Source organism: Stenotrophomonas sp. P5_B8, from assembly GCF_054049855.1.
Window position 1 is genome coordinate 17,568 of sequence record NZ_JBFULO010000004.1, and the last position, 19,257, is coordinate 36,824.

12 protein-coding genes are annotated in these 19,257 nt (G+C 69.5%); 5 read left to right on the top strand and 7 right to left on the bottom strand.

Annotated elements, in window-relative coordinates:
* The first annotated feature begins 19 nt into the window (after positions 1-19).
* Positions 20-970: a glutathione synthase gene (gshB, locus tag ACXJKH_RS00505; protein WP_256776868.1), complete on the top strand. Its 951-nt coding sequence runs from the start codon at positions 20-22 to the stop codon at positions 968-970.
* Complete coding sequence (locus tag ACXJKH_RS00510; protein WP_457317884.1) at positions 967-1,854, top strand: TonB family protein; 888 nt, start codon at positions 967-969, stop codon at positions 1,852-1,854. The genes gshB and ACXJKH_RS00510 overlap by 4 nt, the downstream gene beginning before the upstream one ends.
* A gap of 118 nt (positions 1,855-1,972) precedes the next feature.
* On the opposite strand, the gene tsaB is transcribed toward ACXJKH_RS00510, so the two are convergent.
* From tsaB to mrcB, 4 genes are read right to left on the bottom strand one after another with little or no spacing between them, the layout of a single operon-like run.
* The gene (gene tsaB / locus ACXJKH_RS00515; protein WP_457317885.1) at positions 1,973-2,680 is read right to left on the bottom strand and encodes a tRNA (adenosine(37)-N6)-threonylcarbamoyltransferase complex dimerization subunit type 1 TsaB; all 708 of its coding nucleotides are present in this window, start codon (positions 2,678-2,680) and stop codon (positions 1,973-1,975) included.
* A 5-nt stretch (positions 2,681-2,685) separates the two neighbouring features.
* Complete coding sequence (locus tag ACXJKH_RS00520; protein WP_457317886.1) at positions 2,686-4,749, bottom strand: ATP-dependent DNA helicase; 2,064 nt, start codon at positions 4,747-4,749, stop codon at positions 2,686-2,688.
* A gap of 37 nt (positions 4,750-4,786) precedes the next feature.
* Positions 4,787-5,317, bottom strand: coding sequence for a tetratricopeptide repeat protein (locus ACXJKH_RS00525; protein ID WP_256776872.1), 531 nt, complete (start codon positions 5,315-5,317; stop codon positions 4,787-4,789).
* 22 nt (positions 5,318-5,339) lie between these two features.
* A complete protein-coding gene (gene mrcB / locus ACXJKH_RS00530; RefSeq protein ID WP_457317887.1) occupies positions 5,340-7,778 on the bottom strand; it encodes a penicillin-binding protein 1B in 2,439 nt (812 codons plus the stop codon).
* A 96-nt stretch (positions 7,779-7,874) separates the two neighbouring features.
* Between mrcB and ACXJKH_RS00535 the strand changes: the two genes are divergently transcribed.
* Complete coding sequence (locus ACXJKH_RS00535; RefSeq protein WP_457317888.1) at positions 7,875-9,974, top strand: glycosyltransferase; 2,100 nt, start codon at positions 7,875-7,877, stop codon at positions 9,972-9,974.
* Positions 9,975-9,978: 4 nt separating this feature from the next.
* Here the strand turns inward: ACXJKH_RS00535 and ACXJKH_RS00540 are convergent, their stop codons facing one another.
* Together ACXJKH_RS00540 and ACXJKH_RS00545 are read right to left on the bottom strand one after the other, a co-directional pair.
* Positions 9,979-11,535 (bottom strand): hypothetical protein, encoded by a 1,557-nt coding sequence (locus ACXJKH_RS00540; RefSeq protein ID WP_457317889.1) that lies wholly within the window; start codon positions 11,533-11,535, stop codon positions 9,979-9,981.
* A 29-nt stretch (positions 11,536-11,564) separates the two neighbouring features.
* The gene (locus ACXJKH_RS00545; RefSeq protein WP_457317890.1) at positions 11,565-13,745 is read right to left on the bottom strand and encodes a RelA/SpoT family protein; all 2,181 of its coding nucleotides are present in this window, start codon (positions 13,743-13,745) and stop codon (positions 11,565-11,567) included.
* A gap of 125 nt (positions 13,746-13,870) precedes the next feature.
* Here ACXJKH_RS00545 and ACXJKH_RS00550 point away from each other — a divergent pair, with 125 nt between their 5' ends.
* Positions 13,871-14,395 carry a hypothetical protein gene (locus tag ACXJKH_RS00550; RefSeq protein ID WP_457317891.1) on the top strand — a complete coding sequence of 175 codons (525 nt, stop codon included), beginning with the start codon at positions 13,871-13,873 and terminating at the stop codon, positions 14,393-14,395.
* 52 nt (positions 14,396-14,447) lie between these two features.
* Here ACXJKH_RS00550 and hrpA read toward each other — a convergent pair whose 3' ends face one another.
* The gene (hrpA, locus tag ACXJKH_RS00555; RefSeq protein ID WP_457317892.1) at positions 14,448-18,551 is read right to left on the bottom strand and encodes an ATP-dependent RNA helicase HrpA; all 4,104 of its coding nucleotides are present in this window, start codon (positions 18,549-18,551) and stop codon (positions 14,448-14,450) included.
* A 96-nt stretch (positions 18,552-18,647) separates the two neighbouring features.
* On the opposite strand from hrpA, the gene ACXJKH_RS00560 reads away from it, so the two are divergent.
* Positions 18,648-19,199, top strand: a complete 552-nt coding sequence (locus tag ACXJKH_RS00560) for a Dps family protein (RefSeq protein WP_256776879.1) — start codon at positions 18,648-18,650, stop codon at positions 19,197-19,199.
* Positions 19,200-19,257 lie beyond the last annotated feature (58 nt).

Sequence of the window (19,257 nt, forward strand, 5' to 3'; positions counted from 1 at the left end):
TGCCCGCCAGGTTGCGACCATGCCGTTGAACGTCATCGTGGTGATGGACCCCATCGCCCATATCAAGATTGCCAAGGACACCACCTTCGCGATGCTGCTGGAAGCCCAGCGCCGCGGCCACGCCCTGCACTACGTCAGCCCCGGTGGGCTGGCCCTGCGCGACGGCCAGGCGGTGGCCCGCACCGCCCCGCTGCAGGTGCGCGAGGACAAGGCCGACTGGTTCAGCCTGGGCGAATTCAGCCAGACCGTGTTCGGCCCCGGCCAGGTCGTGCTGATGCGCAAGGACCCGCCGGTGGATGCCGAATTCATCTACGACACCCATGTATTGAGCGTGGCCCAGCAGGCCGGCGCGCTGGTGGTCAACGATCCGCAGGGGCTGCGCGATTTCAACGAAAAGCTGGCTGCGCTGCTGTTTCCGCAGTGCTGCCCGCCGACCCTGGTCAGCCGCCGCAACGCCGACCTGAAGGCGTTCGTGCTGGAACACGGCCAGGCCGTGCTCAAGCCGCTGGACGGCATGGGCGGGCGCTCGATCTTCCGCAGCGGCACCGGCGATCCCAACCTCAACGTGATCCTGGAAACCCTGACCGACGGCGAGCGCACGCTGGCCCTGGCGCAGAAGTTCATCCCGGACATCACCGCCGGCGACAAGCGCATCCTGCTGGTGGATGGCGAGCCGGTGGACTACTGTCTGGCCCGGATCCCGCAGGGCGACGAGTTCCGCGGCAACCTGGCCGCCGGCGGCCGCGGCGAAGGCCGCCCGCTGAGCGAGCGCGACCGCTGGATCGCCGCCCAGGTCGGCCCGGAGATGAAGCGCCGCGGGATGCGCTTCGTCGGCTTGGACGTGATCGGCGATTACCTGACCGAAGTGAACGTCACCAGCCCGACCTGCGTGCGCGAGCTGGACGCCCAGTTCGGGCTGAACATCGCCGGGACGCTGTTCGATGCGATCGAGGCCGGTCTGCCGCGATGACCGCGACGGTCGCGCCGCTGGTGCCGTTGCAGGCACGCGAATCGCAGCGCCTGGGCGCGACCCTGGCGCTGTCGCTGCTGGTGCATGCGCTGCTGATCCTGGGCGTGGGCTTTGCGGTCAGCGACAAGGCCGCGCTGGTGCCGACCCTGGATGTGATCTTCAGCCAGACCCAGACCCCGCTCACGCCCAGGCAGGCCGACTTCCTGGCCCAGGCCAACCAGCAGGGCGGCGGCGACCACGACAAGGCGTTGCGACCGCGCGACAACCAGGCCGGGATCGTGCCGCAGCCGCAGGCCGGGCTGTCGCCGGTGCCGCAGCAGCGCCAGGACGCGGCCAGCCCACCGCCGCCGCAGACCCGGGTGGTGTCCAGCCGCAATAGCACCGAGCAGGTCGCCAGCGCCCAGCCGCAACCGCTGCCCGAGCATCCGCAGCCGGAGGCACCGCTGAACGCACGCGAGCAGCGCGACGCCGAGATGGCCCGCCTGGCCGCCGAGGTGCACCTGCGCTCGGCGCAGTACGCCAAGCGCCCGAACCGCAAGTTCGTCTCGGCCAGCACCCGGGAATACGCCTACGCCAATTACCTGCGTGCCTGGGTCGACCGCGCCGAGCGCGTGGGCAACCTGAACTACCCCGATGAGGCGCGTCAGCGTCGGCTGGGTGGGCAGGTAGTGATTACCGTCGGGGTGCGCCGCGATGGCAGCGTGGAAAGCGCCCGCATCCTGCGCAGCAGCGGCACCCCGCTGCTGGATGAAGCGGCCCTGCGGGTGATTCGCCTGGCCCAGCCGTTCCCGCCCCTGCCCAAGACCGAGGACGGCGTGGAGATCCTGCAGGTCACCCGCACCTGGGCGTTCCTGCCCGGCGGCACGCTGCGCGACGACCGCTGATCGTCAGCATCGCCGGACCGTACAGCCACGCATGGCGTGGCGCTACCGCCCGTTTGCCGGCCCTCGCCCCTTGGATGATCGCCCCGGTAGAGCCACGCCATGCGTGGCTGGCGCCTTCCTAGGACGCCTGCTTCGCCGCCCGCGCCGCCTGCTGCTCGACCAGGGTCAAGGCGACGTTGTCGCGCAGGTACGCCGGCTCAACCCGTTCGGGGGCCATGCCCTCCCCGCGCGCGAACGCCGGCACCGCCAGCGCCAGCACATCCGACGCTCGCGGCAGCGCCTGGGCATCCACGCCGTCGAGCTGATCGCCCAGGCGGCGGGCCAACACATCCTCGGCCGCACCGAAGCCGGTGCCCACGCCGAACCAGCGCGTGCCATCGGGCAATACCACCGCCTCCGGCGCGCACACCGTCTCTTCGCCCTGCAACTGCCACTGGCCGTCCACCCGTACCTGCCGGGCCACGTACACCTCACCCATGCGCGCATCGATGCTGCTCAGCACGTGGTCGGCATCGGCCGGCGCGCGCAGTGCCAGCACCTGCAGCGTGGAGACCGGAACCAGCGGGCGGTCCAGCGCCAGCGCAATGCCCTGGGCAATGGCGATTGCCAGGCGCACGCCGGTGAACGCGCCCGGTCCACGCCCCAGCGCGATCGCATCCAGCTGCGAACGCGCCACCCCGGCCTCGGCCAGCAGCGCTTCGGCCCACGGCAGGCTCAGTTCGGCATGCCGGCGCGGGGCGATCTCGAACCGCTCCAGCACCTGCCCATCCACATACAGGGCAACGGAGCAGGCTTCGGTGGCGGTTTCAAAGGCGAGCAGTTTCATGGCGGTCAGAACAGGGAAGTGGGGAATTCATCAGGTGCAGCGGGCAGCACGGGGGCAACGGACGGGGGCGCCGCAGAAACCGGCGGCGACGGCAGGTCGGCAGGCAGCCATTGTGGCGCAAAGAAGCCGCGCACATCGTCCAGAGAACGGGTGCGCCGGAACGGCGGCAGCGAATCCAGGAAGATCCGGCCGTAGCCGCGGCTGAGCAGGCGCGGGTCGCACAGCACCAGCACGCCCCGGTCAGTCTCGCTGCGGATCAGCCGGCCCACGCCCTGCTTGAGCGCGATCACCGCCTGCGGCAGCTGTTCGTCGCGGAACGGGTTGCCGCCATCGCGGCGGATCGCGTCCAGCCGGGCCTCGAAGACCGGATCGTCCGGCGCGGCGAACGGCAGCTTGTCGATTACCACCACGCTGAGCGCGTCGCCGACCACGTCCACGCCTTCGCGGAAACTGGCCGAGCCCAGCAGCACGCCGTTGCCCGATTCGCGGAACCGCTGCAGCAGCGTCGCGCGCGGCGCCTCGCCCTGCACGAACAACGGCCAGGGCGCATCGCGCAATGCCTCGGCCGCCTCGCGCAACGCGCGGTGCGAGGCGAACAACAGGAAGGCGCGTCCGTGCGAAGCGTCCAGCACCGGCGTGAGCGCGCGGATCAGCGCGGTGCCGAAGCCGCGCGCGGCCGGATCGGGCAGATCGGTGGGCAGGTAGCACAGCGCCTGGGTGGCCCAGTCGAACGGGCTGGGCTGCAGCAGCGTGACCGGATCGTCCAGGCCCAGCCGCTGGGAAATATGCTCGAAGCCGCCGTCCACGGTCAGCGTGGCCGAGGTGAATATCCACGCCGCCATCGAGCGTTGGCGATGCTCGCGCAACGGACCGGACACATCCATCGGCGTACGCTGGCAACGGAAACCACGCGGGGTCAGTTCGTACCACAACACTTCCGCCGGCGCCGGCGCGTGCTCGGGGTCGGTATCGAAATCCAGCATCGGCGCGTCGTCGCCCAGCCAGCGCGACAGCCGCGACACCGCTTCCAGCGCCCGGGCGTGGCAGGCATCCAGTCCGGGCGAGGCCTCGCGTACGCCGACCAGTGCATCGCGCAGGTTCACCAGCGCGCTCATCGCCGCATCGAAGCCGTCGCGCACCTGCGGCACGGTCAGTGCGCGCCACTGGGTGCCACGCGGGGGCAACCCGTCCATGGCGGTGCGCAGGTCGCGCAGGATCTGTTCCAGCGCTGCGGCCGGCACCTGCAGCGCGGCCTGCGCGCCGGCCACGCTGCGGCTTTCGGCCAGGCAGTCGCGCGCCAGTTCCTGCCACGGGCGCATGCCGAAGCTTTCACCGAAGAAGTTGGCGGCAAGCTCGGGCAGCTGGTGCGCTTCGTCGATCACGAACGCCTGCGCGCCGGGCAGGATCTCGCCGAAGCCCTCCTGCTTGAGCGCCAGGTCGGCCAGCAGCAGGTGGTGGTTGACCACCACCACGTCGGCCGCCTGTGCACGCTGGCGCGCCTGCACCACGAAGCAGTCGTCCCAGAACGGGCACTCGGTGCCCAGGCAGTTGTCGACGGTGGAGGTCACCATCGGGTACAGCGGGGAATCTTCCGGCAGCGCGTCCAGCTCGGCCATGTCGCCAAAACGGGTGCGCCCCGACCAGGCCAGAATGCGCTGGAACTGCGCGACCTGTTCGGGCGACACGAAGCGGGGCTCACCGCGCGCCTGCTGCAGCCGGTAACGGCACAAATAGTTGGCGCGGCCCTTGAGCAGGGCGCTGCTGTGGCCGACGCCGAGCGCGGCACGCACCCGTGGCAGGTCACGATGGTAGAGCTGGTCCTGCAGCGCGCGGGTGCCGGTGGAAATGATGATTTTCAGCCCGGACAGCAGCGCCGGCACCAGGTAGGCGTAGGTCTTGCCGGTGCCGGTCCCGGCCTCGGCCAGCAGCACATCGCGCTGGTCGAAGGCCTCGGCGATGGCCACGGTCAGGCGCAGCTGCGCCGGGCGTGCGACGAAGGCATCCAGCTGGCTGGCGAGCGTACCGCCCTCGCTGAGGGCTTCGCTGCTGGCATGGGCAAGGCGGGACATGAAGGAATGTTAGTGCCGGCCAGCGGCCGGCACTACATCAATAGCGCTTGATCCCGGGCACCGTGCAACCTTCCAGCTGCGCGTGCGCGGAGACCGCGTTTTCCTTTTCGCCACGGGCCAGCCGCGACTGCTCGATGGTGGCCCAGTGACGGCGGCACAGTGGGCCGGTCTTGGAGCCCAGCTCGACCGCTTTGCGCGCCAGGGTTTCCGCGCGCGCCCAGTCGCCCTGCAGCAGCGCGATCTCGGCACGTTCCTGCAGGATCGACGGATCGCCTTCGGAGATCAGCAGCGCCTGGTTCAATGCATCGGCTGCGCCGGCCAGGTCGTTGGCCTGACGCCGGGCCTGCGCGGTCATGCGCAGGTCTTCGATCTCGGCATCGCGCAGCGGCTGTATCGCCAGTTCCTTTTCGTCGGCACCGGCGGCCACCGCGTCCACCGCCGCCATGCGCTGGGCAGGCGTCGTGGTGTCCACCGGCGCCTTCACCGGCGCGGTCGGGGTGACGCAGGCAGTCAGCGCCAAGCTCAGAGTGAGCAGGGATGCGGACCGGATCAGGGTACGGTGAGTCATGCGGGCCGGCCTCGTTCCGGAATCATCGCGCTGGGGAAGGGGTTGCAGCGGCCGGGGCCGGCTCGGCGGCAGGCTCGGGCTTCTTGTCCAGCCCGAACCAGCTGCGCCAGCCACCGCCTTCGCCAGTGGCTTCACCGCCCTCGCCTTCCGGCACGGCGGTCGGGGCCGTGCACGGCGCATACGCCGGCGCGTAGCCGACCACGAACGGGAAGCGACGCGCGCCGGGGCAGGTTTCATCGGTGCTGCCGGTGCCGCTGGCATCCACGTACTGCCAGTCCAGGCCCTTGCTGCTGACTTTCAACGGCGCGCTGGGCAGGCGCTGGAATATGCCCGACCACACCCGCATCGAACCGGTGGCGCCATACAGCCCGGCCTGTTCGTTCTGGTCGTTGCCCATCCAGATCACCGCCAGGTGGTCGCCGGTGTAGCCGGCATACCAGCTGTCGCGGCCGTCGTTGGTGGTGCCGGTCTTGCCGGCCGGCTGCAGGCGGCCGAGGCCGTCGGCGTTCAGACGCTGCGCGGTCCCGCTGGCCACCACCTGCTGCAGGCCGATGCTGATCAGGTTGGCGGCAATCGAGTCGCCTTCCTGGGCCGGCGCAGGCGTCTTGTCATAACGCTTCATCAGCTTGCCCTGCGGGTCGAGCACGCCGCGCACCGCATGCAGCGGCTGGATCTCGCCGCCGGAGGCCAGGAACTGATACAGCTGGGCCATCGCATACGGGCTCTGGTCGGTGGAACCGAGGATCACCGCCGGGTTGGGGTCGGCCTTGAGCCCGGCCAGTACGTGGATCAGCTGGGTCACCCGCTCCGGGCCGACCTGCATGCCCACCCGGACCGTGGCCTGGTTGTAGGAATGGGCCAGCGCATCGATCAGGCGCACCGTGCCGTGGCTGCGGTTGTCGGCGTTGCCGGGGGACCAGTTGCGGCCGCGTCCCAGTTGCACCGTCACCGGCGAATCGTCCACCCAGGTAGCCAGCGAATAGCGGTCCGGCTGGGCCAGGGCAAGCAGGTACACGAATGGCTTGAGCAGCGAACCGACCGGCCGCTGCGCCTCGATGGCGCGGTTGAAGCCCGGTTCGGACACGTCGCGGCTGCCGACCACGGCCAGTACATCGCCGTTGTGCACGTCGGTGAGCACCATACCCGCCTGCAGCTCGGGGCGCTTCTTGCTCTCCAGCGATTTGATGGTCTTGGTGACCGCACCTTCCGCGTAGGCCTGCGCCGACGGCGCCATGCCGGTCATCACGCTCAGGCCGGCGCCCTGCAGCACCGATTCGGGATAGTCGTGGCCGAGCTGGCGACGCACCAGGTCCACATAGGCCGGGAAACGGTTGGCGGCGATCAGCCCCGGGGTCTTGGGCACGCCCAGCGGCGCCTTCAGCGCACGCTGGTACTCGCCGTCATCGATCAACTGGCTTTCGTGCAGCTTGCCCAACACGAAGTTGCGCCGGTCCAGCGCGCGCTCGGGATTGCGGCGCGGGTCGTAGTAGGACGGACCCTTGACCAGCCCGATCAGCAGCGCGACGTGCTCGGTGTTGAGCGAAGACAGATCGCGGCCGAACCAGAACTCGGCGCCCGAGGACATGCCGTGGATCGCCTGGCTGCCGCGCTGGCCGAGGTAGACCTGGTTGAGGTAGGCCTCCAGGATGGTGCGCTTGTCGTAGCGCGCTTCCATGATCAGCGCGTACAGCACCTCGTTGAACTTGCGGGTGACCGTCTGCTCTTTGCCGATCCCGAGCAGGCCGCTGCGCGCCAGCTGCTGGGTCAGGGTCGACGCGCCCTGGCGGCTCTGGCCGCCGGAACGGAGGGTCACCCAGATCGCGCGGGCGATGCCGCTGAGGTCGATGCCGTGGTGGCGGTTGAAGTCCTTGTCTTCCACCGCCTGCAGGCCGGTGACCAGCAGTTCGGGGGTGTCCTCGATGCGCACCAGCCGGCGTTCTTCCTGCTTTTGCCCGTACAGCGTGGCGATCCGCGCCGGATCCAGCCGCGCGGCCTTGATCGCCTTGCGGCTGTCGGCATCGCGCAGCGAGGCGATTTCGCCACCGGACAGGCTCAACTCCACGCGGCGCGGGGCGACCCGGCCATCGACATCGTTGTAGCCACGGCTGGCAATGACGAAGCGGCCGCCTTCCTGGCTGTAGGTTGCCGCGGACTTGCCGGTGCCGTCATCGCGGTAGGCCGCCGCGGCCAGCTCGGTCTTGAGCGTGGCCGCATCCATCGCCACGCCCGGTGCCAGCGCCAGCGGGCGGGCGTAGACGCGGGTAGGGATCTGCCAACGCAGCTCGCCGAAGCGCTGGGTGACCTGTTTGTTCAGGTACACCGTATAGGGAATGAGGAACCCCAGTGCCAGCGCGAACGCCGCCATGCCCCAGGTGATCAACCGTCGCCGCCACAGCGGGCCGCGGCTTTCGGTGTCGTCTTCGAACTCGTCGATGTCGTCGGAATCGTAGCGTCGGGGCACGGGGATGCGAGAATATGAATTCCGGCGAGTCTAACGCAGCCACCGCGAGCGGCGCGTTCTCCCGGGTTCCCCCGCTTAAGCTGGAGTTGCAACGGGATGTCGATGTCCTTGGCCGATGCACGCTATTTCCTGAACCGCATGCTCGGTCTGTTCCACCGCAGTCTGGCCAGCCTGCGTACCCGGGGCTGGCGCGCCACCTGGCAGCGCATCCGCGTGCATACCCAGGCACTGCCGCCGCCGCGCCGCGCGCCGCTGTACCAGCCCGCCGCCCTGCCCTTCGCGCCGTTCAGCGTGCCCGAAAGCCACGCACCGGTGGTCAGCATCATCATCCCGGTCTACAACCAGGCCGCGCACACCCTGGCCTGCCTGCGCGCCCTGGCCGCGCACCCGCCGCACGCGGCCTGCGAAATCCTGGTGGTGGATGACGGCAGCAGCGACCAGACCGCTGAATGGATGCGCCAGATCCACGGGCTCCGTTACGAGGTCCGCGAGCGCAACGGCGGCTTCATCGAGGCGTGCAATGACGGCGTGGCGCGTTCGCGCGGCCGCTATGTGGTGCTGCTCAACAACGACACCGTGCCGCAGCCGGGCTGGCTGGATGCGTTGCTGGCCACATTCGTGCAGGTGCCGCAGGCCGGCCTGGTCGGCGCGCAGTTGCTGTATCCGGACGGTCGTCTGCAGGAATCGGGCGGCGTGGTCTTCCAGGATGGCAGCGGCTGGAGTTACGGCCGCTTCGAATCGGCCGAAGATCCCCGCTACACCGCCCTGCGCGATGCCGATTACTGCTCCGGTGCGGCGCTGATGATCCCGCGTGCGTTGTGGGACCAGCTGGGCGGCCTGGACACCCGCTACCGCCCGGCCTATTACGAAGACACCGACCTGGCCTTCGGCGTGCGCGCCGCCGGCCTGCGCGTGCTGGTGCAGCCGGCCAGCCGCCTGGTGCATGACGAAGGCACCAGCAACGGCACCGACACCGGCAGCGGGGTCAAGGCCTACCAGGTGCGCAACCGCAGCGTCTTCGCCGACAAATGGGCGCAGGCGCTGCTTGCCCAGCCGCCGGTCGGCAGCGTGCCCTCGCCCGCGCTGCTGCATCGCCGACAGCGCCAGGTCCTGATCCTGGACGAAGCGGTGCCGCAGCCCGACCGCGATTCCGGCTCGCTGCGCCAGTACAACCTGATTCGCATGCTGATCGACGGCGGCGCCCACGTGGTGTTCGTCCCGACCCGCCGCGAACATGCCGGCGCCCCCACCGAGGCGCTGCAGCGGCTGGGCGTGGAGGTCTGGTATGCGCCGTTCCTGCAGGGCATCGGGCCGTGGCTGCGCGAACACGGGCCGCGCTTTGCGGTGGTGATGATGGTGCGCCACCATGTGGCCAGCGAATGCCTGCCGCTGCTGCGCAGCTACGCGCCCCAGGCCCGCACCGTGTTCGATACCGTGGACCTGCACTACCTGCGCGAACGCCGTGGCGCCGAACTGGCCGGCAACGCCGGGCTGCTGCGCGATGCCGAGCGCACCCGCGCGCGCGAACTGGCGGTGATGGCCGCCAGCGATGTCACCGTGCTGGTCAGCGCGGCCGAACGCGAGCAGTTGAAGACCGACGCGCCGGGCCWGGAAGTGGAACTGATCTCCAACCTGCACGAAGTCGCGCCCGGCGGCGGCGACTGGGCCGACCGCCAGGACCTGGTGTTCGTCGGCGGCTTCCGCCATCCACCGAACGTGGATGCCATGCACTGGTTCATCGGCGAGGTATTCGGGTTGATCCGCGCGCAGTTGCCACAGATCCGCTTCCACTGCATCGGCGCCGATGTTCCCGATGCGCTGCGGACGCTGGCGGCCACCCAGCCGGGCGTCGAAATCCATGGTTTCGTGCCGGTGGTGACGCCCTACATGGACCAGGTCCGGATCGCGGTGGCGCCGCTGCGCTTCGGCGCCGGGGTCAAGGGCAAGATCAACCTGAGCATGGCCCACGGCCAGCCGGTGGTCGCCACCACCTGCGCGGTCGAGGGCATGCACCTGCATGACGGCGAGGATGTGCTGGTGGCCGACGATGCCGCCGCGTTCGCCGCCGCAGTGGTGCGCCTGTACCAGGACCCGGCGCTGTGGCAACGCCTGTCGAGTGCGGGGCGACACAACGTGGCCGCGCATTTCTCGCTGGAAACCGCACGCGACACCGTGCAGCGGGTATTCCTGGACTGAGGCCTCAACCCGGGCCGCCCGCATCGCGCAGGCGCTGCTCGAACTCGCCCAGTTCGGCCAGGTCCGGCTGCCAGTGCCGCGCCTGCGCCAATGCCTGTTGCGCGAACGCCAGGTCGCCCGCGCCAAGCCGCTCGCTGCCGATCGCCAACCAACGCTGGGCCAGGCGGCGACGTGCCGCCGACAGCGTGGCCTCGCCCGGTGACAATGTCTGCCAGGCCTCCAGGCAAGCGCCCGCCGCCTGCACCCGGTTTTCGCGCAGGCGATCTTCGAAGCAGCTGCGGCTGGCCGGCAACAGCCGCTGCGCCGCCGCGCGCACGCGCGGGTCATAGGCGGCCAGCGCCTGCGCCTCACGCAGCGCGTCATACGCACTCCCGCCGGGTGGCGACAGGAACTGCCCCCGCGCTTCGGCGTCCACGATCCGCGCCAGCAGCGCGCGCAGACGCCGCTCGCGCTGTGCGCGCGGCGCCCCCGGCGTCTTCAGTGCCTGCGCGGCCTGGCGTGCCTGCGCCAGCACCTGTCGGGCCGCGCCCAGCGCACGCTCGGTTGCCCCCAGCGCCTGCGCCGCGGCGAGCGCGCGGTCGGCCTGTTCGAAGCGGAAGTCGCCCGCCRGCCGGGTGGCGTTGGCCAATTGCGCGTCGATCACGTGCTGCAGGCCCTGCCGCGCCACCGGGTCCTCCGGCGCGGCCGCCAGTACTGTCTGGAAGTCGGCCGCAGCACTGTCCCAGCGCTGCCGCCRCAGTGCCTGGTTCGCCTGCCGCAGGCGTGCTTCAAGGGCATTGTTCAGCGCTTCCTGGGTGACCGGCAGRTCAACATGCCCCGGGTCGTAGCCGCGCGCGCTGCCCAGCAGCGCCGACGCCCGCGCCAGATCGCCGCGCCCGCAGGCATCGCGTGCCTGCTGCAACAGATCAGACAAGGCATCCTCGCGGCCCTCGAGCGCACGCAGCTGGTTTGGCGCTACCGCCAGCACCTGCTGGAACAGCGGCAATGCGCTGTCCAGATCCCCGTCCAGGCGCTGGGCCTGCAAGGCCGCCTCGGCACGCCCCAGAAGCACCGCGATGCCGGCATGGGCGGTGCCACGCTGGGCCAATCGTTGCGCGAGCTGCGCGGCATCGCGCTGCGGCACCTGCAGCGCGCGCGCCAACGCAAGTCCACGTTGCGCCGCCTCGATATCGCCGCGGTCGAGTGCCTCGCGCCCCTGCTGCAACGCCGCCTGCGCGGTCCGCGCCAACCCGGTACGGGCTTGGCTGCGGTCGCCATCCAGCGCCAGCGCGGCCTGGTACAACTCGCGCGCGCCGCTGCCATCGTCTGCACTCAGGCGGCCAGCAGCCAGCGCGCGGTCGCCCTGATCGAGCAGCTGTTCGATCTGTGGCTCGTTCCAGAACCAGTTGGCCAGTGGGCCGCGCAGCATCACCAGGGCGATGAACACCAGCGCGGCGATCGGCAGCACCCAACGCCAGACACGCCGCGCATGGCGCGCCTGCAGCCACCACCAGCGGCCCTCACGGCGCACCCTGCGCAGCGCGGCATGCGCGGCGTCTTCGTGGTCAGGGGGGTGGCTCATTCCCTGAGCCTAGCGTGGGCCACGTGAGGTCAGCCTAGACGTCGCGCTTCGCTCACCCCGGGCAGAGCATCCAGCTTGCCCAGCAAGGTGGAGAGCTGGCCGTAGTCGCTGACCTTGAGCCGCAGCCGCAGGTGCGCGCGGCCACTGTTGCGCACGTTGTCGCTGTGGATATCCAGGACGTAGGCATCTTCCTGCGCGATCAGGTTGGTAATGTCCTTGAGCAGCCAGCGCCGATCGACCGCATCGACCACCACATCCACTTCATAGCCACTGCCGGCCTGGCCCCACTCCACCGGCAGGATCCGCTGCGGGCTGGTGGCCGACAGCCGCGCCAGTGCGGCACAGTCGGTGCGGTGCACGGTGACCCCACGGGCGCGGGTGAGGTAGCCGACGATCGGTTCGCCGGCCACCGGCTGGCAGCAGCGCGCCAGCTGCACCAGCAGGTTGCCCACCCCCTGCACGGTGAACTTGGATTTACCCAGGCTGTCGCGGCGCGCGGTCGGCCGGGGCAGCGCCGGTGCGGCCGGCTGGCTGGCCGCACGCTCGGCCTCGAGCAGCGCGCGGCTGACCTGGTTGGGTCCGGTGTCGCCCAGCGCGACCTGGATATACAGGTCATCGACGCTGTCGGCATGGAATTTCTTGGCCGCGATGGCCAGATCGGCATGTTGCAGGCCGAGGCGCTTGAGCTCGCGGTCGAGCAGGTCGCGCCCGGCCTGCACGTTGCGTGCGCGGTCGAGCTTGTGGAACCAGCCACGCACCTTTTCACGCGAACGGTTGCTGGCCAGGTATCCGTTGGAAACCAGCAGCCAGTCGCGACGCGGATCGGCCTCCTTGCCGGTCAGGATCTCCACGCGGTCGCCGCTGCGCAGCCGGTAGGTCAGCGGCACGATGCGGCCGTTGACCTTGGCGCCACGGCAGCGGTGCCCGACCATGGTGTGTACGTGGTAGGCGAAATCCAGCGGGGTGGCGCCCTGCGGCAGGTCCATCACCTCGTCCTTGGGACTCAGTGCGTAGACCCGGTCCTCGGTCAGCTCCGCATCCAGCGCGCCGGCCAGCTCACCGGCCTGGCCGTCCTGGGAATGCTCCAGCAGCTGGCGCATCCAGGTGATCTTCCGGTCAAAGGCCTTTTYAGCGCCCTTGCTGCCTTCCTTGTAGCGCCAATGCGCGGCCACGCCGAGTTCGGCCTGGGCGTGCATGTCGTGGCTGCGGATCTGCACTTCGATGGTGCGGCCTTCCGGGCCGATCACCGCAGTGTGCAGCGACCGGTAGTCATTCGCCTTGGGGCGGGCGATGTAATCGTCGAACTCGCTGGGCACCGGCGCCCACAGCGAATGCACCACGCCCAGCGCCGCGTAGCAGGCGGCCACGTCCTGCACCATGACCCGCACCGCACGGATGTCGTAGAGCTGTTCGAAGGCCAGCTTCTTTTTCTGCATCTTCCGCCAGATGCTGTAGATGTGCTTCGGGCGGCCACTGACCTCGGCGCTGATGCCCTGCGCCAGCAACTCGCGCGAGAGCACCTTCTTGACCGTTTCCACGTAGCGCTCGCGCGCCAGCCGGGTCTCGTCCACTTCGCGCGCGATGCGCCGGTAGGTCTCCGGTTCCAGGTGACGGAAGGCCAGGTCTTCCAGTTCCCATTTCAACTGCCAGATGCCCAGCCGATTGGCCAGCGGGGCGTGGATGTCGCGGGTCAGCTGGGCCAGCGCGCGGCGCTCTTCTTCAGGCTGGCGGTCGGCACCGCGCATGCGCGCCAACTGCCGGGCCAGCAGCACCGGCACCACCCGCAGGTCCTGGATGATCGACAGCAGCAGCCGGCGCAGGCCTTCGCTGTTGCGCCCGGCATCGCGCCCGGCGTGCAGCGCCCAGACCTGATCTGCCGCGTCCTGGCCTTCCAGCAGGCCGACCACGGCCGGTTTCAACGGCCCCAGCGGCAGGGCGTCCAGGCCGGCACGCAGCCACGGCAGGTCGAACAGCAGCGCGGCCAGCAAGGCACTCTCATCGGCCGACAACAGCGCCAGCGCGTCCAGCGTATCGGCCAGCACCGACCAGCTGGCGTGCATCTGTGGGTCGGCCTCGGGCAGCTGCCAGCGCTGCAGCAGCGCCTCGCGCAGCGCAGGCGGCAGCAACGCCGCCGAGGGTCGGTTCAACAAGGCATCCAGGCCGGGGACAGAAGCGCGGTTCACAGCATCATGCAGGCAAGACAGAGGCATCTACACTAGCGCCGCGACCGCCTGCGGACAATCAAAACGCGCGTATCCCCGCGCATGAGCTCATGCCGCCCGTCCCCTAACGCCGCCGCTGGCCCTACACTGCGGCAAACCACCGGAGACCTGCCATGCGCTTTTCCCGTCTACGCTTGTTGGCCAGTGCGGCCGTCCTGTTGAGCATGACCGGCCCCGCGCTGGCACAGCGCGTGGTCGAGGGCGACCTGCAGCAGCAGATGTCGCCGGCCGAATTCAAGGCCGCCGGGCTCGACAAGCTCAGCCCGACCGAACTGGCCGCCCTCAATGGCTGGCTGCAGGGCAAGGTTGCTGCGGCCACCGCCGAGGTGYGCGAACAGGTCCGCGAACAGGCGCGCGAAGAAGGCCGCCAGGAAGTGATCGTCAAGAACCGCGGCTTCTTCGACTTCGGCAGCAAGGAACCAATCGCCACCACCCTGCCCGGCGAGTTCCGCGGCTTTGGCAAGGGCCGCAAGTACGTGTTCGCCAACGCGCAGGAATGGGAGCAGACCGACGACACGACCCTGTCGGGCGGGCGCAAGACCGACGCCGCGGTCGCGATCACCCCGGGCGTGGCCGGGGTCTGGTACATGCGCGTGGACGGGGTGAACATCCGCGCCAAGGTGCGCCGGATCAAGTAAGCCGGTGGACCGACCCGTTGCCCCGTGCCCTACGGCACGGGGCATGGCCGGTTCAGGCCTGGCGCAACGCGGTCACGCGCTGGGCCAGCTTCTTGGCCGACACACCGGTTTTCGCGCCCAGTTCCTGCGCGAACAGCGAGACCCGCAATTCTTCCAGGTCCCAGCGCAGTGCCTGCCATTGCGGGCGCTGGCGCAACCCGCGTGCCTCACCCTCGGCCAGCGCATCCAGGAACGGTCGCAATTCCAGCATGCGCGCCTGGTCGCGCGGCGGATCGCGCTTGGCACGCTCGCTGCGCAGGATCATCGCGCGCAGGTAGCGCGGGTACTGCGCCAGGGCATCGGCCGGGGTATCGCGCAGGAAACCGGGATGTACCAGCGCCGCCAACTGCTGCTCCAGGTCGTCCAGGTTGCCGCGTGCCCAGCCCATCAGGGTCGATTGCAGCGAGGGCTTGAGTTCGGCCACGTGGGCCAGGATGTTCTCGGCCAGTTTCAGCCGCGCCATCGCCTCGCCGAACAGGCCCTTGCCGGCCACGTCGCGGCGATGGGCGAACGTCGCCGGATCGCGGATATCGCCCAGGCCGTCGGCCAGCATCGCGTTCATCGCCGCATCGACCAGATCGCCGCGCAGGCGTTCCTGCGATTCGATCGCCGCGTACAGCAGGCCCGTCTTGGGCGGCACCGGCAACTGCTTGCGCGCCTGCTTGGCCTTGTCGGCCAACGCGATTTCAAGCAGGCGGCGCACGCCCAGTGGATGCCGTTCGGCCGCTTCGGCAGGGTCGGCGAAGATCCGCAGCGCAGCCGTCTCGCCTTCGTCCACCAGCGCCGGATAGGCCGGCACGCCGGCTTCGCCAGGCACCTGCAGCGGGATCGGCGTGGTCGGAAAATCGCGCAGCCCTGCCACGGCCAGCGCGCGTCCGGCACGGGCGGCGAAGGCCTCGCCGGCCTGCCCGCCGAAGCGTGCACGCAAGGCGTCGAGGTCGCGCGAACTGGCCAGCAGCGTGCCGTTGGCATCGAACAGGCGCAGGTTCATGCGCAGGTGGGCGTCCAGCGCGGCGTCATCGAAATCGGTCGCGGCCACCTGTGCACCGGTGGCGCGCGACAGGAAGCGCGCCAGTTCGCCACGGATGTCATCGGCGCTCGGGTCCGGGAACGCCTCTGCAAACGCCCGGCCGAAGTCCGGTGCCGGCACGTAGTTGCGACGCATCGCCTTGGGCAGGCTGCGGATCAGTGCCGAGGCCTTGTCGGCAACAAAGCCGGGCGCCAGCCACGACAGCCGCGCCGCATCCAGCGCATTGAGCAGGTGCAGGGGCACGTCCAGGCTGACGCCGTCGTCCTCGCTGCCCGGCTCGAAACGGTAGTGCAGCGCCAGGCGTGCGTCGCCCAGCGGCAGGTACTTGGGATAGCGTTCGGCATCGCTGCCTTCGCCCGGCAGCAGGTCGGCCAGCGACCAGGCAAGTGCGCGGCGTTTTTCCGGGGCCAGGCCCTTCCACCAGGTATCCAGCGCGGTGGCCGAGTGGATCTCCGACGGCACCCGGTCCAGGTACCAGCGCGCCTGCCAACCTTCGTCGGCGACGATGCCGGCGCGGCGCAGCTTGGCTTCCTCCTCGTGGGCCTGTGCGAGCACCTTGAGGTTGTCGGCGATGACGCTGGCACGGGTGTTGATCTCGCCGGTGACCAGGCCCTGCCGCACGAAGATGTCGTGCGCTTCGCCGGGCGCGATGCGGCCGTAGTGCACCGGTTTCTTCGGTGCCAGCACCAGCCCGAACAGACTGATCTGCTCCGAGGCCAGTACCTGGCCCTGGGCACGCGACCAGTGCGGGTCGAAGTGCTTGCGCAGCAGCAGGTGCGGCAACTCGGCGATCACCCAGTCCGGCTCGATCGCGGCATTGGTCAGGCCCCAGATTTTCTGGGTGTCCAGCAGCGTGGCGGTCAGCAGCCACGGCGGCGGCCGCTTGGCCAGTACCGATCCAGGGAACGGCAGGAAGCGGCGCTGGCGCGGGGCGAGGAAATCGCCTTTGTCGCTGCGGTGGCCGATCTGCGTGGGCAGGCCGGCAATCAGCGCGCGATGCAGGGTCTGGTAGGCGGCGGCGCGCACTTTGTCGCTGAAGCCACCGCGCGCCTCTCGGGGTTCGACCGCCGCCGCCGTGGCGGGCGCCGGCGCGGCCGGCGGCTCGCTTTTGCCTTCGCGGGCCAGGCGCGCGGCGCGATGCTGCTGCCCCCGGGTCGCCTTGACCTTGGCCTCGTCATCGCGCGCCGGGGCCGGCGCGGTCGAGCCGGCCAGCAGCGGTTCCAGCGCGGTCGCGGCGGGTTCTTCGGTCCAGCCCAGCTCCTCGCACAGCACGCGCAGCTGGCGATGCAGCTCGCGCCATTCGCGCATGCGCAGGAAGCCGAGGAAATGCCGTTCGCACCAGCCGCGCAGCTTGGATTGGGTGAGGTCCTCGTGGGCCTGGCGATAGCCATCCCACAGCCGCAGCACCCCAACGAACTCCGAGCGCCCGTCGGCAAACAACGCGTGCGCCGCATCGGCCGCGCCCCGGGCCTCCGGCGGGCGCTCGCGCGGGTCCTGGATGCCCAGGAACGAGGCAATCACCAGCATCGGCCGCAGGCAGCCCTGCGCCTGCGCGGCCACCAGCATGCGCGCCAGCTTGACGTCCACCGGCAGCCGCGCCATCTGGCGGCCCACCGGGGTCAGGCGGCGCTCGGCATCCACCGCGCCCAGCTCGCCCAGCTGCTGCCAGCCATCGGCAATGGCACGCTCGTCGGGCGCTTCCAGGAACGGGAAATCCTCGATCTGGCCCAGGCCGAGCTGCAGCATGCGCAGGATCACCCCGGACAGGCTGGAGCGGCGGATTTCCGGATCGGTGAACTCCGCCCGCGACTGGAAATCCGCCTCCGAATACAGGCGGTAGCAGATGCCTTCGGAAACACGTCCGCAGCGGCCCTTGCGCTGGTTGGCGCTGGCCTGGGATACCGCTTCGATATGCAGCCGGTCCAGCTTCTGCCGCGGGCTGTAGCGTTTGATGCGGGCCAGGCCCGGATCGACCACGTAGCGGATGCGCGGCACGGTCAGCGAGGTTTCTGCCACGTTCGTGGCCAGCACGATGCGACGCTTGCCGCCCGGGTTGAACACCTCGTCCTGGTCCTTGACCGACAGCCGCGCATACAGCGGCAGCACTTCGGTCTCGCGGTACTTGCGCCGTTCCAGCGCCTGGTGGGCGTCGCGGATCTCACGCTCGCCGGGGAAGAACAGCAGGATGTCGCCCCGCGGATCGATCCGGGTGATTTCATCCACCGCCGCCACGATGGCCTCATTGACGGTGCGTTCGCCATCACGACCGCCGTCCGCGTCGCCGCCGCCTTCGCCTTCCAGCGGGCGATAGCGCACGTCCACCGGGAAGGTCCGGCCTTCGACGCTGATCACCGGGGCATCGTTGAAGTGTTCGGCGAAACGCGAGGTGTCGATGGTCGCCGAGGTGACRATCAGCTTCAGGTCCGGGCGCTTGTGCAGCAGTTGCTTGAGGTAGCCGAGCAGGAAGTCGATGTTGAGGCTGCGCTCGTGCGCTTCGTCGACGATGATCGTGTCGTACTGCGAGAGCCAGCGGTCACTGCTGATCTCGGCCAGCAGGATGCCGTCGGTCATGAACTTGATGCGGGTGTCATCGCCGACGCGGTCGGTGAAGCGCACCTGGTACCCCACGGTGGTGCCCAGTTCGGATTTCAGTTCCTGCGCCACACGCGTCGCCACGGCGCGTGCGGCAATCCGTCGCGGCTGGGTGCAGCCGATCATGCCGGCCACGCCGCGACCGGCGGCCAGGCACAGTTTGGGCAGCTGGGTGGTCTTGCCCGAGCCGGTCTCGCCGGCGATCACCACGACCTGGTGCGCGCGGATCAGCGCGGTGATCGCCTCGGCTTCACGCGCAATCGGCAGTTGCTCGTCCAGAGTGATGGCCGGCAGATTCCGCGCACGCGCTTCACGGCGCTGCACCGACGCCTGCAAGGCCTGCTCGAACGCCGCCGCCAGACCCGCATCGCCCGGTTTGGCCCGCCAACGCGAGAGCATCCCCAGCAAACGACCGCGGTCGCGGCTCATGGCCCCGTTGATCGCGGCCTGCTGCTGGGCCAGGCGTGCTGCATGTGGTTTTTCGATAGCGCTCATCAATCGATTCGTTTAGAACTTTTGTTTACTACTGAAAGGGTAGTCTGATCTATTGTGAAGGCCATCCGATTCATCCCATCCATAAGGAGTTCTCCCATGGCGAAGACGACCAAGACCCCGGCAAAAACCAAGACGGCCAAGCAGCAGCTCGGCGCGGCGGCCCCGTCGGCCCCGAATATCGATATCGGGATCAAGGAGGGCGATCGCAAGAAGATCGCCGATGGACTGTCGGCCTTCCAGGCGGACGCGTTCACGCTTTACCTGAAGACCCACAATTTCCATTGGAACGTGACCGGGTCGATGTTCAACTCGCTGCACACCATGTTCGAGACCCAGTACACCGAACAGTGGGCGGCCCTGGATGACGTCGCTGAACGTATCCGTGCACTGGGCTTCAACGCCCCGGGCTCCTACCGCGAATTCGCCGCCCTGACCTCGATCGCCGAGGAGCCGGGCCTGACCGACAGTGCGGACTGGCGTGAGATGGTACGCCAGTTGGTCACCGCCAACGAGGCCGTGTGCCGTACCGCCCGCAAGGTGCTGGACGTGGCCGACGACGCCGACGATGCCCCGACCGAAGATCTGATGACCCAGCGCCTGCAGACGCACGAGAAGTATGCGTGGATGTTGCGGTCGTTGTTGCAGTAAGGGTTTGTTGGCGCGTTTTTCTCTGCGCGCGGCGAGGGTCCGCCCCCCTTGCCGGGAC

Bases quoted from the DNA above. Each gene is read 5' to 3' on its own strand.
- ACXJKH_RS00560 (WP_256776879.1), top strand. From the start codon at position 18,648: ATGGCGAAGACGACCAAGACCCCGGCAAAAACCAAGACGGCCAAGCAG.
- tsaB (WP_457317885.1), bottom strand. From the start codon at position 2,680: ATGAAACTGCTCGCCTTTGAAACCGCCACCGAAGCCTGCTCCGTTGCC.
- ACXJKH_RS00525 (WP_256776872.1), bottom strand. From the start codon at position 5,317: ATGACTCACCGTACCCTGATCCGGTCCGCATCCCTGCTCACTCTGAGC.
- gshB (WP_256776868.1), top strand. From the start codon at position 20: ATGCCGTTGAACGTCATCGTGGTGATGGACCCCATCGCCCATATCAAG.
- ACXJKH_RS00520 (WP_457317886.1), bottom strand. From the start codon at position 4,749: ATGTCCCGCCTTGCCCATGCCAGCAGCGAAGCCCTCAGCGAGGGCGGT.
- ACXJKH_RS00510 (WP_457317884.1), top strand. From the start codon at position 967: ATGACCGCGACGGTCGCGCCGCTGGTGCCGTTGCAGGCACGCGAATCG.